The sequence below is a fragment of the Pseudomonas sp. nanlin1 genome (assembly GCF_045571515.1).
Lineage (GTDB): Bacteria > Pseudomonadota > Gammaproteobacteria > Pseudomonadales > Pseudomonadaceae > Aquipseudomonas.
This window is the reverse complement of record NZ_CP124218.1, coordinates 2,843,924-2,858,778: the sequence shown is the minus strand read 5'-3', so window position 1 is coordinate 2,858,778 and position 14,855 is coordinate 2,843,924. Positions and strand designations below refer to the sequence as shown.

General features: G+C 60.8%; 13 protein-coding genes. 8 read left to right on the top strand and 5 right to left on the bottom strand.

The features are described from left to right. Positions 1-53: 53 nt before the first annotated feature. The gene (locus tag QCL65_RS13295; protein WP_407309312.1) at positions 54-539 is read left to right on the top strand and encodes a flavin reductase family protein; all 486 of its coding nucleotides are present in this window, start codon (positions 54-56) and stop codon (positions 537-539) included. Between the two features lie 85 nt (positions 540-624). Continuing rightward, a complete protein-coding gene (locus QCL65_RS13290) occupies positions 625-1,662 on the top strand; it encodes an LLM class flavin-dependent oxidoreductase (RefSeq protein ID WP_407309311.1) in 1,038 nt (345 codons plus the stop codon). 67 nt (positions 1,663-1,729) lie between these two features. On the opposite strand, the gene QCL65_RS13285 is transcribed toward QCL65_RS13290, so the two are convergent. The 5 genes from QCL65_RS13285 to glnT form a co-directional block, all read right to left on the bottom strand. After that, positions 1,730-3,055, bottom strand: a complete 1,326-nt coding sequence (locus QCL65_RS13285; protein ID WP_407309309.1) for an ammonium transporter — start codon at positions 3,053-3,055, stop codon at positions 1,730-1,732. 125 nt (positions 3,056-3,180) lie between these two features. Beyond that, positions 3,181-4,515 (bottom strand): FMN-binding glutamate synthase family protein, encoded by a 1,335-nt coding sequence (locus QCL65_RS13280; RefSeq protein ID WP_407309307.1) that lies wholly within the window; start codon positions 4,513-4,515, stop codon positions 3,181-3,183. Positions 4,516-4,532: 17 nt separating this feature from the next. Continuing rightward, a complete protein-coding gene (locus QCL65_RS13275; RefSeq protein ID WP_407309305.1) occupies positions 4,533-5,216 on the bottom strand; it encodes a protein glxC in 684 nt (227 codons plus the stop codon). An 11-nt stretch (positions 5,217-5,227) separates the two neighbouring features. Continuing rightward, on the bottom strand, positions 5,228-6,133 hold the full coding sequence (locus QCL65_RS13270) for a class II glutamine amidotransferase (RefSeq protein WP_407309303.1): 906 nt from the start codon (positions 6,131-6,133) through the stop codon (positions 5,228-5,230). A 125-nt stretch (positions 6,134-6,258) separates the two neighbouring features. Continuing rightward, on the bottom strand, positions 6,259-7,593 hold the full coding sequence (glnT, locus tag QCL65_RS13265; protein ID WP_407309301.1) for a type III glutamate--ammonia ligase: 1,335 nt from the start codon (positions 7,591-7,593) through the stop codon (positions 6,259-6,261). Positions 7,594-7,828: 235 nt separating this feature from the next. Here glnT and QCL65_RS13260 point away from each other — a divergent pair, with 235 nt between their 5' ends. The 6 genes from QCL65_RS13260 (at position 7,829) to QCL65_RS13235 (ending at position 14,853) form a co-directional block, all read left to right on the top strand. Further along, on the top strand, positions 7,829-8,434 hold the full coding sequence (locus QCL65_RS13260) for a helix-turn-helix domain-containing protein (RefSeq protein ID WP_407309299.1): 606 nt from the start codon (positions 7,829-7,831) through the stop codon (positions 8,432-8,434). 205 nt (positions 8,435-8,639) lie between these two features. Continuing rightward, positions 8,640-9,506, top strand: a complete 867-nt coding sequence (purU, locus tag QCL65_RS13255) for a formyltetrahydrofolate deformylase (protein ID WP_407309297.1) — start codon at positions 8,640-8,642, stop codon at positions 9,504-9,506. Beyond that, positions 9,503-10,408 (top strand): bifunctional methylenetetrahydrofolate dehydrogenase/methenyltetrahydrofolate cyclohydrolase FolD, encoded by a 906-nt coding sequence (folD, locus tag QCL65_RS13250; protein ID WP_407309295.1) that lies wholly within the window; start codon positions 9,503-9,505, stop codon positions 10,406-10,408. Before purU ends, folD begins: the two co-directional genes overlap by 4 nt. After that, entirely contained in the window at positions 10,390-11,631 is a 1,242-nt protein-coding gene (locus tag QCL65_RS13245) for an FAD-dependent oxidoreductase (RefSeq protein WP_407309293.1), read from the top strand. The genes folD and QCL65_RS13245 overlap by 19 nt, the downstream gene beginning before the upstream one ends. Positions 11,632-11,656: 25 nt before the next feature. Then, a complete protein-coding gene (locus QCL65_RS13240) occupies positions 11,657-11,959 on the top strand; it encodes a sarcosine oxidase subunit delta (protein WP_407309291.1) in 303 nt (100 codons plus the stop codon). Beyond that, on the top strand, positions 11,956-14,853 hold the full coding sequence (locus QCL65_RS13235) for a 2Fe-2S iron-sulfur cluster-binding protein (RefSeq protein ID WP_407309289.1): 2,898 nt from the start codon (positions 11,956-11,958) through the stop codon (positions 14,851-14,853). The genes QCL65_RS13240 and QCL65_RS13235 overlap by 4 nt, the downstream gene beginning before the upstream one ends. Positions 14,854-14,855: the final 2 nt, after the last annotated feature.

The following is a 14,855-nucleotide window of genomic DNA, read 5'->3' as shown; positions in this document are numbered from 1 at the left end:
TACCATAAGACAAACAAACCAATCACCTTCAGCACTGACTGCCGAGGTAGAAAATGATCGACGCGAACGCTTACAAGAACGTCTTAGGCTCCTTCCCTTCCGGTGTCACGGTCATCACTACGCTTGACGATGACGGCCAAGTGGTAGGCCTGACCGCCAGCGCGTTCAGCTCTTTGTCGATGGATCCGCCGTTGGTGCTGTTTTGCCCCAACTACACTTCGGACTCTTATCCGACGCTGATTAAAAACAAGCGCTTCGCCATCCATTTGCTGTCGGGCACGCAACAGAACGAAGCCTATGCGTTTGCGCGCAAAGGTAAAGACAAGGCTGCGGGCCTGGACTGGACCTTGAGTGAGCTGGGCAACCCGCTGCTGCCCAACGCCACGGCGATCATCGAGTGCGAACTGTGGCGCGAATATGAAGGTGGCGATCACGCGATCATGGTGGGCGCGGTGAAAAACCTGATCTTGCCCCAATCCCCAGCCAGCTCGCTGGTGTACTGCCGAGGCAAGATGGGCGCACTGCCCGCCTTCGCCTGATGCCGGCCAGCATTCGTCACCATCACGGCCTATCTAAAATGACCCGCTCACAGGGTCGGTCATGGGCAAACCCGAGGGACGCGTCATGAAATTTTCGCTGTTCGTACACATGGAACGCTGGGATGAATCGGTCAGCCACCGCCAGCTGTTCGAAGATCTGACTGAACTGACACTGCTGGCGGAAGCCGGCGGCTTCAGCACGGTCTGGATTGGCGAGCACCATGCCATGGAATACACCATTTCGCCCAGTCCCATGCCATTGCTGGCGTACCTGGCGGCGAAAACCACCACCATTCACCTTGGCGCCGGCACCATCATCGCGCCGTTCTGGCACCCCCTGCGGGTGGCCGGCGAATGCGCTCTGCTCGATGTCATCAGTAACGGCCGCATGGAAGTGGGCCTGGCGCGCGGCGCCTATCAGGTTGAGTTCGACCGGATGGCCGGCGGCATGCCTGCGTCCCAAGGCGGCCAGGCACTGCGTGAAATGGTCCCGGTGATTAAGGCGCTGTGGCAAGGCGATTACGCCCACGATGGCGAGATCTGGAAATTCCCCACGTCCACCAGCGTGCCGAAACCGATCAACACGCCACCGATGTGGATCGCGGCGCGGGATCCGGACTCCCATAACTTTGCGGTCAAGAACGGCTGCAATGTAATGGTGACGCCGCTCATGAAGGGCGACGAAGAAGTGCTCGACCTGAAAAACAAGTTCGAGACGGCCTTGGCCAATAACCCCGATGTGCCGCGTCCACAGTTGATGGTGTTGCGGCATACCCACGTGCACGCCGTGGACGATCCCGAAGGCTGGAAAGTCGGCGCCACCGCAATCGCCAAGTTCTACCGAACTTTCGACGCCTGGTTTGGCAACAAGACTACGCCGGTCAACGGGTTCCTCGCGCCGAGCCCCGAGGAGAAGTTTAAGGAGCGCCCAGAGTTCGAGCTGGACAACATCCACAAGAACACCATGATTGGCACGCCAGAAGAGATCATTGCTCGCATCCGTTATTACCAGGAACTGGGTGTCGATGAATTCAGCTTCTGGTGCGACAACAGCTTGCCCCACGCCGAGAAGAAAAAATCCCTGGAGCTGTTCGTCAAGCACGTGGTGCCTGCGTTTAGCTGAGGGAATGAAAAGCCCGGAGTCTGGGTTAGGCTCCGGGCTTTTTTACGTCTGATGTTCTGGCTTGGGCTCAGTGGTTGTAAGCACGCTCGTTGTGCTCAGCCAGGTCCAGCCCCATCTCTTCGACCGACTCATGGGCGCGTAAGCCGATCAGGGCATTGACCACTTTGAGGATGATCCAGCTCACCGCAAAACAGTAAACCGTGGTCATCAGCACACCTTTGATCTGCGCCACGATCTGGTCGCCCATGCTCACGCCTTCCACCAGTCCGCCCAACGACGGCACGCAGAACACCCCCGTGAGCAGCGCGCCGATCATACCGCCGATACCGTGCAGGCCGAAGACGTCGAGGCTGTCGTCGTAGCCAAAACGCTGCTTAAGCACCGTGACACTGAGGTAGCAGAATACGCCGCACAACAGCCCGATCGCCAACGCGCCGCCCACGCCCACGTAGGCGCAGGCTGGGGTGATACCGACCAACCCGGCCAACGCACCACTGGCAAGCCCCAGCGCGCTGGGTTTACCGGCCTTGAACCACTCAGTGAACATCCAGCCGAGGATCCCCGCGCACGCCCCTAGCTGGGTGTTGAGCATGACGATGCCGGAGGTGCCATTGAGCCCGCCGCCGGAGCCGATATTGAACCCGAACCAGCCGACCCAGAGCATGGCCGCGCCCACCATGGTCAGGCTCAGGTTGTGCGCGGGCATGGGCGTGTTTTGGTAGCCTTTGCGCTTGCCGAGCACCAGGCACGCCGCCAGTGCGGCAACCCCGGCATTGATATGCACGGCGGTGCCGCCGGCGAAATCCAGAACGCCCCAGTTATGCATCAGTGCCCCCGCGCCGCCCCAGACCATATGCGCTACCGGTGCATACACCAGGGTAAACCATAGCGCCATGAACAGCAGCGCCGCCGAGAACTTCATGCGCTCGGCGAAGGCCCCGGCAATCAGCGCTGGGGTGATGATCGCGAAGGTCATCTGGAACGTCACGAACACCCCTTCAGGAATATCCCCCACCAGGCTGTCCGGGGTCATGCCCGCCAGAAATGCTCGACTCAGCCCGCCGACGAAGCTGTTGAAAGTCACCTCGCCTGCGACCATGTTGCTGCTGTCGACCACCATGCTGTAGCCGTAAACCACCCACAACACGCCCACCAAGCCGGCGATGCCGAAACACTGGGTAAACAGCGAGAGCATGTTTTTCGCCCGCACCAGCCCGCCATAAAACAGCGCAAGGCCCGGGAGGCACATAAACAGCACCAGTACCGCCGCCATGACCATCCAGGCGGTACTGCCGGTATTGAGGGTGGGCGCGTCGGCCGCTTGGGCCAGGGGAACGACCGCGCCAAGCGCCATTAAAGCCAAAAAAGATGTGCCGGGGTGACGGTTAAGCATGTTCGAAGCTCCTGCAGAGAAGGGAAAAGTGCCTGGCAGAAAGCGTGGGGAATACCGGGTCTTCGCGACCTCTTGGAATGGGCCAAAGGCGCCTGTAAGAGCGCGCCAGCCGGGATCGCTAACCTTTAGTACTGCGAGCCCGGAACCCACGAGGTTCCAGCCAACGGCACCCGGGCCATGGCGGCGGATTCGACGGTCAAGGCCACCAGATCCTCCGGGTCCAGGTTATGTAAATGGGACTTGCCGCAGGCACGGGCCATGGTTTGCGCCTCGAGCACCAGCACCCGCAGGTAGTTGGCCAGGCGCCGACCGCCCTCCACCGGGTCCAGCCGCTTGGACAGTTCCGGGTCTTGAGTGGTGATGCCCGCCGGGTCGCGGCCGTTCTGCCAGTCATCGTAGAAACCCGCAGCGGAGCCGAGCTTTTTCAGTTCCTCATCCAGGCGTGGATGGTTGTCGCCCAGCGCGATCAATGCCGCCGTGCCGATGGCCACTGCATCCGCGCCCAGCGCCATGGCCTTGGCCACGTCGGCGCCGTTGCGGATGCCGCCAGAGACGATCAGTTGAACCTTGCGGTGCATGCCCATTTCTTGCAGCGCCTGCACCGCCTGAGGGATGGCGCAGAGGATCGGCAAGCCGACGTGTTCGATAAACACCTCTTGGGTCGCCGCCGTGCCGCCCTGCATGCCATCGAGCACGATGACATCTGCGCCCGCCTTGACCGCCAGTTTGACGTCGTAGTAAGGGCGGCTAGCGCCGATTTTCACGTAGATCGGTTTTTCCCAGTCGGTGATTTCCCGAATCTCGGCGATTTTGATCGCCAGGTCATCCGGGCCGGTCCAGTCCGGGTGGCGGCACGCGGAACGCTGATCGACACCGACCGGCAAGGTCCGCATGCCCGCCACCCGCTCGGTGACTTTCATGCCCAGCAGCATGCCGCCGCCACCAGGTTTGGCGCCCTGCCCCAGGACGATTTCAATGGCATCGGCCTTGCGCAGGTCATCCGGGTTCATGCCATAGCGCGACGGCAGGTATTGGTAGACCAGATGCTGCGACTGGCCGCGTTCTTCCGCTGTCATGCCACCGTCACCGGTGGTGGTGCTGGTCCCGGCGATGGTGGCGCCACGGCCCAGGGCTTCTTTGGCGTTGGCCGATAGCGCGCCGAAGCTCATGCCGGCGATGGTCACGGGAATCTTCAGGTGGAGCGGCTTCTTGGCGAAACGATTGCCCAGGATGACGTCAGTGCCGCACTTCTCGCGATAGCCTTCGAGCGGGTAGCGCGACACACTGGCGCCCAGCAGTAGTAGGTCATCGAAATGCGGCAGCTTGCGTTTGGTGCCGCCCCCGCGAATATCGTAAATACCGGTTTCGGCGGCCCGCTGAATTTCCTGAATGGTCAGGCGATCGAAGGTGGCCGACTCGCGCAGCACAGGGGCTGCTTTGGGCGTAGGGGTGTCGCTCATGTTCTGTGCTCCTGGGATCAGTACGCGGACGCGTTGTCGACTTTGAAGTTATAGAGCTGACGGGCCGAACCGTAGCGTTTGAAGTCCGAGGCTTTTTCGTTGAAGCCGGCACGGTTCAGTAACCCCTGCAGCTCCTCCAGGTGTTCGGCACGCATCTCTTTGGCAATGCAGTCCGAACCCAGGGACTCCACCTTGCCTTTGACGTAGATGCGCGTTTCATATAACGAGTCGCCCAAGGCATCGCCAGCGTCGCCGCAGACCACCAAGCGCCCGGCCTGCCCCATAAAGCAGCTCATGTGGCCGATGCTGCCGCCGACCACGATGTCGATCCCCTTCATGGAGATCCCGCAACGGGCCCCGGCATCGCCTTCGATCACCAGCAGGCCGCCATGGGCCGTGGCCCCAGCCGCCTGGGAGGCGCTGCCTTTGACCCGCACGTAACCGGACATCATGTTTTCCGCACAGCCCACGCCGACGTTGCCGTGCACGGTGACCGAGGCTTTTTGGTTCATCCCGGCACAGTAGTAACCCGCATGGCCCTGGATATCGATGGACACGGCTTGATTGACGCCGACGGCGAGGTTATGCGCGCCGTTAACATGGGTAACGAGCCATTCGCGGTCCTGCAGGTCGTTGACTTGATCGTGCAAGGCTTGATTCAGCTCACGCACGGTAGAGCTAGAGAGATCGATCGTTTTCATGTGGGGGTTCCTTAAGCCGACTCGCGTTCCCAGATGTACATGGTGGCCGGGACCGGTTCCCAGACCTTGGCGTTCTCGATCCCGGGCAGGCTCGACAACGCCTGGTATTCGGAGGCCATGGCCACGTAATCGTCGGTCTCGGCGAGGATGGCCGGCTTGCAGGCAATCGGATCGCGGATCACCGCAAAGCCGTTGCGCGTGCCGATGGCGAAGGTGAAAAAGCCGTCCAGCGCGTCCAGTGAGCTGTCTAGGGCGGCCTTCAACGAGTCGCCCTGCTGCAGGCGCCAGGCCAGGTAACCGGCGGCGACCTCGGTGTCGTTCTCGGTGTCGAAATGAATGCCTTCGCGGCGCAATTGCTGGCGCAGCCGGAAGTGGTTCGACAGCGAGCCGTTGTGCACCAGGCACAGGTCCGCACCGGTAGAAAATGGGTGGCTGCCTTCCATGGTTACGGCGCTTTCGGTGGCCATACGGGTGTGGCCGATGATGTGGCTGCCTTGCATGCTGCCCAAGCCGAAGCGCTCGGAAATCTCCTTGGGCAGGCCCATGCCTTTGAGGATTTCGATGCTCTTGCCCGCGCTCATGATGCGCACGCTGGGGGCCAACTCAGCCAACAGGGCTCTTACTGCGGCTTCTTCGGCCTGGATCTTGAGGACCACGGCGCTGGCGTTCTGAAACCAGTCGAGCGGCGCAACGAGCCGGCTTGCAACCTCGGCCATCAGCCGTTTGAAGTCGTAGTGATCGGTGGTTGCCTGCAAGGTCAGTTTGACCCAGCCGTCGCCCACCTCATCGCCATAGATGGCAAAACCGGCGCTGTCCGGGCCACGGTCCGTCATGGCTTCGAGCATCGGCTCGAACAGCTTGCCCAGCTGGGGCTCCAGCGCTGGGTTTTTCAGATACAGCCCTACAATTCCGCACATATGCCTCACCTTGATCGGGAGCGGCCGACTTTGCGCTTCAACGCCGGCCGCCTAGACAGAAAATTGTGTGTTGAGCACCAGCACGCGGGTATTGGCCGCTGCTGGCTTGAAGCGTGGAGCGGCAATCAGAAAAATTCGGTATAGCGCTTGATTTCCCAGTCACTCACATGGCGGCTGTATTCCACCCATTCCATGCGCTTGAGCTTGATGAACTCGCCGACGATTTCCTGGCCCATCACCTCGGCAAACAAGGGGTCGGCTTCCAGGGCATCGCAGGCTTCCTTGAGGGACTGCGGCAGGGTTTTGATGCCCTTGGCGGCAATGGCTTCAAGGCTCAGGCTGTAGAGGTTTTCGTTGCAGATTTGCTCTGGCATCAGTTGGCGTTCGATGCCGTCCAGACCCGCCGCGATGATCGCGGCGCTGACCAGGTACGGGTTGCAACCGGCGTCCGGCAGGCGGAACTCCAGCCGCCCGTAAGGCACGCGCACCATGGCCGAGCGGTTGTTGGCGCCGAAGGCGATAAAGGCCGGTGCCCAAGTTGCGCCAGACAACGAATTACCCACCACCAACCGCTTGTACGAATTGACCGTAGGCGCCGCGAACGCACACAGGGCCGGGCCGTGGGCCAGCAAGCCTGCAGCGAAGTGATAGGCGAGTTTCGACAGGCCCATGCCGTGTTTGTCCGCGGCATCGAAAAACAGGTTCTTGCTCTCGGCACTGGCGATCGACAGGTGAAAGTGCATGCCGTTGCCGGCGCGCTTGGGGTCGGGCTTGGGCATAAACGAGCAGATCATGCCCAGGTCGTTGGCGATTTCGCCGGCGGCCATACGGAAGAAGGTAAAGCGGTCAGCCGACTCCATGGCATCGCTGTAGGTGTAATTGATCTCGAACTGGCCGTTGGCGTCTTCGTGGTCGATCTGATAAATGTCAAAACCCACCGGTTGCAAGGCCTCGGTGAGTTTTTCCAGAAACTCGCGGGAACGCGACAGCCCTTTGTAGTCGTAGCAAGGCTTGTCCAGCGTGTCGCTGGCATCGACCAGTTGCAGTGTGCCGCTGGTGTCTCGACGCATCAGGTTGAACTCAGGCTCCAGGCCGGTATTGAGCGTCCAGCCTTTGGCTTTGAGGCGCTCGACTTGCTGCTGCAGCACATAACGACTGTCGTAGGGCCACGGCTCGCCGTTGACGTGCCCAATGCAAACGACGCGGCCATAACCCGGCTGCCACGGCACGGGCGTCAACGTCGATAGATCGCCCTTGGCCATGAAGTCCGGGCCATGGGGCTCCATGCCCATACCGCAGATGGCGAAACCGGCAAAACCGGCGCCGTCTTCTGCGACCAGCGACAGGCCTGAGACCGGTACCGATTTGGTTTTGGCGCAACCGTGGATATCCACGAACTGGGCGAGTACGTACTTGATGCCGTGCTCTTCGATCAGGCGCTGGGTGTCTGCTGGTAACATTGCGGCTGCGCTCCATATTCCGATTAGGAAACTAACTTTCTCAATAGGAATGCAAGGCGCTTGCCAGGTTGGCATACCAAGGAATATCCCTGCGGAGTACGAGCATTTCCTCTTTATATATGGGAATATTCGATTCTTGGGAGGAATAAGCCCCGGCTCACCCGCTGATAATTGCCAGCTGACGCACATTCCCAGTGCGAAAATATATTTCTTGAACGGAAACAGTGCGCACCTGATGAACATGCCTAACGAAATCCAGCCGAAGCTGAAGCTTGAGCAGTACCTGGGTATCCAGATCAAACGCCAGCGTCAGGCCCAGGATCTTAAACTGGCGGATGTCGCACGCATCGCTGGCATCAGCCAGGGCATGTTGAGCAAAATCGAAAACGCCCAAGTGTCCACCAGCCTCGACAACCTCAGCCGGCTATGTGATGTACTGGGCATGCCCATGTCGAAATTGTTCAGCCAGTACGACCAACAAGGTAGCAGCGCGCTGCTGGTCAAGGCTGACGAAGGCCTGGAAGTGGTCCGCCGAGGCACCGAGAAGGGCCACACCTACCACTTGCTCAACCACACGCGGGGCCCGAAAAAGAGTTTTGAGGCCTACATGGTGACCATGGACGACGCCAGCGAAGAGTTCCCTACCTTTTCCCATCCCGGCACCGAGTTCCTTCACCTGCTGGAAGGTGAACTGGTGTATCGCCATGGCAACCAGCTGTACCGCATGGAAGCCGGCGACAGCCTGACGTTCGACGGCGACATCCCCCACGGCCCGGAAGAACTGGTGCAGGTGCCTATCAAACTGTTGTCGATCATGAATTATGGGGCGCAGGGGGAGTAGGCGTTACAAACCATGCCCGCGCTTTAAATTCCCCTCAGTTAAAAAACTTTCCAGAAATCACTGGACGCTGGATTTCCTTTCCCCTATAAAACAGCCATCAAGAATATTTAATTCCTGACGGGAATTTTTGTTCGCCCGCGAAATGCTGTTTTACCCCTGAATTTTCCCATTGCGCTGCACTGCCGCCATCTTCCGAGGACATGCGATGCAACACCAGAAGAACCCTTTCATACTCAAGATCAGTTGCCCGGCGACGTCTGGGATCGTCGCAGCAGTGGCCTCCTACCTCGCGGGCAACGGCTGCTATATCGGCGAGATGGCCCAGTTCGATGACGAGTTCAGTGGCAAGTTCTTCATGCGTGCGGTGTTCCGCTTCAACGACGACCATGGCGCAGATATCGCTCAGCTCAAAGCCGGCTTCGAAGACGTGGCCCGCGCGTTCACTATGCAATGGTCGCTGCACGACACCCGCGAGCCCATGCGCGTGTTGTTGATGGTGAGCAAGTTCGACCATTGCCTCACCGACCTGCTGTATCGCTACCACAAGGGCGAGATGGACATGACCATCACCGCCATCGTGTCCAACCACTTGGACCTGCGTCCGATGGCCGAGCGCGAAGGCATCCGCTTCATTTATTTGCCGGTGAGTAAAGACACCAAGGCGCGGCAGGAAGCCGAGCTGATGCAAGTGGTGGATGAAACCCGCACTGATCTGGTGGTCCTGGCGCGCTACATGCAGATTCTTTCCGACGACCTGTGCAAGCAGATATCCGGCAAAGCGATCAACATTCACCACTCGTTCCTGCCCGGTTTCAAGGGCGCCAAGCCTTATCACCAGGCGTACGAACGCGGGGTAAAACTGATCGGCGCCACCGCGCACTACGTCACCAGCGACCTCGATGAAGGCCCGATCATCGAGCAGGAAGTCCAGCGTGTGGATCACGTTTATCTGCCGGATGACCTGGTCGCTATCGGCCGTGACACCGAAACCGTTGCGCTGTCCAAGGCGGTCAAGTACCACCTCGAACACCGGGTGTTTCTGAACAAGGACAGAACGGTGATCTTTCGATGAGCAGCGCGAAAATCATCGATGGCAAGGCGTGCGCCCAACGCCTATTGATCGGCGTAAAGGCCGACGTGGAGCGCCTCAAAGCCGACGGCATCGCGCCAACCTTGGCGGTGATTCTGGTGGGCGCGGACCCGGCGAGTCAGGTCTATGTGCGCAACAAGATCCTGCGCGCGCAGGAGTGCGGCATCCGTTCATTGGAGTACCGCCTGGCCGCAGATAGTGGGCAAACCGAGTTGCTGGCGTTGATTAGCCGATTGAATGCCGACAGCGAGGTCAACGGCATTTTGCTGCAGTTGCCGTTGCCAGCCCATATGGAGGAACCCATGGCGTTGCAGGCAATTGCCCCGGGTAAGGACGTCGATGGTTTTCACAGCGAAAACGTCGGTGGCCTGAGCCAGGGCCGCGCCGTGCTCACGCCCTGTACGCCCAGCGGTTGCCTGCATTTGCTTGAACAGGTTTGCGGCGACTTGAGCGGCAAGCACGCGGTGGTGATCGGCCGCTCCAATATCGTCGGTAAACCCATGGCCGCCTTGCTGCTCCAGGCCCACTGCTCGGTGACGGTGCTGCATTCGCGCAGCGTCGGTGCCCAGGCTTTGTGCCGCCAGGCGGACATTGTGGTCGCCGCCGTCGGCCGCCCGCGCTTGATCGACGCCGAATGGCTCAAGCCCGGCGCCGTGGTGATCGACGTCGGCATCAACCGCGTCGAGCAGGACGGGCGCACGCAACTGGTCGGCGACGTCGACTTCGCCAGCGCCCTGCCCCAGGTCTCGGCCATCACCCCGGTGCCCGGCGGCGTCGGCCCGATGACCATCGCTTTTCTCATGAAAAACACGCTGACCGCCGCCGTGCAGCAGGCCCACGCGCAACGCAGCCCATCGGAGGCCGTATGCCTTTCAACCTATTGAAATACGGGCTCAGCTCGGAGTACCCGGTGGAAGTGGATCTGCCGCCGCCTAAAGAGCTCAAATCGTCCTACGACGTAGTGATTATCGGCGCGGGCGGGCACGGCCTGGCGACCGCTTACTATTTGTCCAAATACCACGGCATCAGCAACATTGCGGTGTTGGAAAAGGGCTATCTGGGCGGCGGCAACACGGCGCGCAACACCGCCGTGATCCGCTCCAATTACCTCACCAGCGAAGGGGTGAAGTTCTACGCCGAGTCGGTAAAGATGTTCCAGGGCCTGTCCAACGAATTCGATTTCAACATCATGTACTCGGAGCGTGGCCAGCTTACTCTGGCCCACACCGACGCCACGGTGCGTTCGTTCCGGCAGCGCGCCGAAGTCAACAAGCACTTCGGCGGCCGCACCGAAATGATCGACCGTCAGCAGATTCGAGAGTTGGTGCCCACCCTCAATCTCGATCCGGGCCATATTCCGGTCCTGGCCGGCCTCTGGCATATCGACGGTGCCACCGCGCGGCATGATGCCGTGGCTTGGGGCTATGCGAAACAGGCCGCCAAGCGCGGAGTAGAGATTCACCAGTTAACGGAAGTGCAAGAGCTGGTTATCGAGAACGGCACCATCACCGCCGTCAAGACCAACCGCGGGACAATCAAATGCGGTTGCGCGGTGCAGGCGGTGGCTGGCATGAGTTCACAACTGATGAAAAAGGCCGGCATTCGCTCGCCGATCCAGACCTTCCCGCTGCAAGCCATGGTCACTCAACCGTTCAAACCGTTCCTCGACCCATTGGTGAGTTCCTCTGCCCTGCACTGCTACGTGCAACAGACCAGCCGTGGCGAAGTGGTGTTCGGCGGCGGCTCCGACCCGTACCCGCTGTTCAATACTCGCTCGACCCTCGATCTGAAGGAAAGCCTGCTCGCCCATGCCGTCGAGATGTTCCCATTTCTGGCCAACGCTAAATTGATGCGCCAGTGGGCCGGGATCACCGATATGACCCCCGACTACAGCCCGATCATGGGCCTTTCGCCGGTGAACAATTACTACCTGGATGCAGGCTGGGGCACGTGGGGCTTCAAGGCCACGCCGATCTGCGGCAAGACCATGGCAGAACTGGTGGCCAGCGGCGGCAAAGTCCCTGAGCTGATCAAGCCGTTCGGGCTGGAGCGCTTTTCGACGTTCCGGCAAGTCAACGAAATGGGCGCCACCGCCGCCAGCCACTGACCCGCTACCGAGTAAGGAACAGCCCATGAAAGTCATGACGTGCCCGCTCAACGGGCCGCGCAATATCAGTGAGTTCACCTATGGCGGTGAATTCAAGCAGATGCCTGACCCCCAAACCTGCAGCGATGCCGAATGGGCCGATTACGTGTTCAACAGCGAGGACACCCTCGGCGTGGTACGCGAGTGGTGGATGCATAACCCGTCGAGTTACTGGTTTCTCGCCGAGCGCCACACCGGCAGCGATGAAATCCTGCGCACCTTCGACCCCAAAGAAGTCTTCAGTGCCCGCATCGACTTCCCTGTCGCTGCCAAGGAGCCCGCGCAATGAGCCGCCTACCGGCCCCGATGGGCTTGCTGATCGACCGCAATCGGCCGCTGGATTTCACTTTTGACGGCAAACCCTACCAGGGCTTCGCGGGCGACAGCATTGCCAGCGCCCTGCTCGCCAATGGCCGTTTCCTGCTGTCTCGCTCGTTCAAATATCACCGCCCGCGTGGCCCGCTGACCATGGCCGGGCAAGACGCCAATACCCTGGTGCAACTGCCCAGCGAGCCCAACGTGCTGGCGGACAGTCACCTGCTGGAAAACGCCCTGCAAGTCACCGGGCAGAACTTCAAGGGTTCGCTGGACAACGACAAAGACGCCTACCTAGGCAAGTTCTCCAAGTTTATGCCGGTGGGCTTTTACTACCGCGCCTTTTACAAGCCCAAGGGCATGTGGAAAGTCTGGGAGCCGATCATCCGCAAGAAAGCCGGGCTCGGCGTGCTCGATTTGACCTTCCAGCCGGAGTACTACGACAAAGCCTATCTGTTTGCGGACCTGGCCGTCATCGGTGCCGGGCCGGCCGGTTTGCAAGCCGCCCTCAGCGCCGCCAACGCCGGGGCCAAGGTGTTGCTGATCGAGCAGCAGCCCATCCTCGGCGGGTCGCTGACCTATGCTCGCTTCGACCTTGCAGGCAGCCGCGGCGAAACCCTGCGCCGCGAACTGGTCGGTGCCGTCGAAGGCCACGCCAATATCCAGGTGCTAAAAAAAGCTACCTGCAACGCCTGGTTTACTGACAACTACCTGCCGGTGATCCAGGGCAAGCGCCTGTATAAGGTGCGCGCCACCCAGTGCTTGGTTGCCAGCGGCTCGTTCGATCAGCCGGTGATCTTCCGTAATAACGACTTGCCCGGCGTGATGCTGACCAGCGCCGCACAGCGGTTGATGAGACTCTATGCGGTCAAGCCCGGCAACCGCGCTGTGGTGCTGACCGGCAATGACGACGGTTATCTCGCGGCGCTGGACCTACAGGATCAAGGCGTTGCAGTGGCAGCCCTGGTCGACATGCGGGCTAATCCGGCGGATCGTGCCTTGCTGCTGGCCCTGGAACAACGCGGCATAACCTGCCACCTCGGCAGTACGGTGTTCGAAGCGCTGCACGATAAAGGCATGCGTCACGTCACTGGCGTCGAGCTGCGCAAGATCACCGGGCAAGGGCAAGTCGCGGCTGAGCGGCAAGTCGTCGAATGTGACCTGCTGTGCATGTCCGCAGGCTACATGCCGGCCTATCAGTTGCTGTGCCAGGCCGGCGGGCGTTTGGCGTATGACGATCAACTGGCCGGATTCACCCTCAGTGGCCTGCCGAAGCACCTAGGCGTGGTCGGTTCGGCGAACGGCTATCATGCGCTGGACAACGTCCTGGCGGACGCCACGCTGCGGGCGGCAGAAGTGGTGGCGGCATTGGGCCTGCCACTGGCGGCTAAACCCTTGCCGATGCAAGCCGAAGCTCAGGTTAACTTCCCGTGGCCGATCTTTGCCCACCCCAAGGGCAAGGATTTCGTCGACTTCGATGAAGACCTGCAGGTGCGCGACATCATCAACGCCACCAAAATCGGCTACCGCGACATTCAACTGGTCAAGCGCTACTCCACCGTCGGTATGGGCCCCTCCCAGGGCCGCCACTCGGCGCTCCCCACGGCGCGCCTGGTTGCCGCTTGCACCCAACGCAGCGTCAGTGAAACCGGGGTCACCACCGCGCGCCCACCGTTCGAAGCGGAAAAACTCGCCCATGTGGCTGGCCGCGCGTTTGACCCTTACCGGCAAACGCCGATGCATCGCCGCCACCTGGAGGCCGGCGCACACATGATGCCTGCGGGGATCTGGCAGCGCCCGGCGTTCTACGGCAAGCCGGCGCAGCGCAATCGCTGCATGCAGGAAGAAGCGCTGCATGTGCGCAACAAGGTCGGGCTGATCGATGTCTCGACCCTGGGCGGCCTGGACATTCGCGGCGCTGACGCTGCCGAACTGCTCAATCGGATGTACACCTTCGCCTTTCTCAAGCAGCCCATCGGCCGTTCGCGTTATGCGCTGATGACCAATGATCACGGGGTTGTGATTGATGATGGTGTCTGCGCGCGCTTTGCCGATAGGCACTTCTACGTCACCGCCACCACCAGTGGCGTGGAGCGCATCTATCAGCAAATGCTCAAGTGGAACGCGCAGTGGCGGCTGGACGTCGACATCGCCAACGTCACCGCAGCGATTTCAGCGGTGAACCTGGCCGGGCCTGACTCGCGCAAAGTCCTGGAGCGGGTCTGCAGCGATCTTGACCTGTCGGCCGAAGGTTTCCCCTATTTGGCGGTGCGCCAAGGCACCGTGGCGGGCATCAAGGCGCGGGTACTGAGGGTGGGTTTTGTCGGTGAGTTGGGTTACGAAATCCACGTCCCGGCCCGTTACGCCGAGAAACTCTGGGATGCCTTGATGGCCGCCGGCAAACCCTTCGACATCCGCCCGTTCGGCGTCGAAAGCCAGCGCCTGCTGCGCCTGGAAAAAGGCCATGTGATTATCAGCCAGGACACCGACGGCATGACCCACCCGGGTGAAATCGACATGGGTTGGGCCGTGAGCCGGACCAAGCCGTTTTTTGTCGGCCGCCGCTCGGTGGACATCCTCGAAGCCCAGCCGCAGACGCGCAAACTGGTGGGCTTCACCTTGCCCAAGGGCAGCGCGCAGCCGCTGGAGGGCCACCTGGTGCTCAAAGGCCCTGATATCAGCGGCAACGTCACCTCGTGCGAGTACTCGCCGACCCTTGGCCAGATCATCGGCTTAGCCTACGCAGCCTTCGAGCAAAGCCAACCCGGCCAACAGATTCCCATCCGCGTCGAGGGCGGTGTGGTGGTCCAGGCCACTGTGGTGAAACTGCCGTTCTTCGACCCTGAAAACCAGCGCCAGGAGCTCTGAAC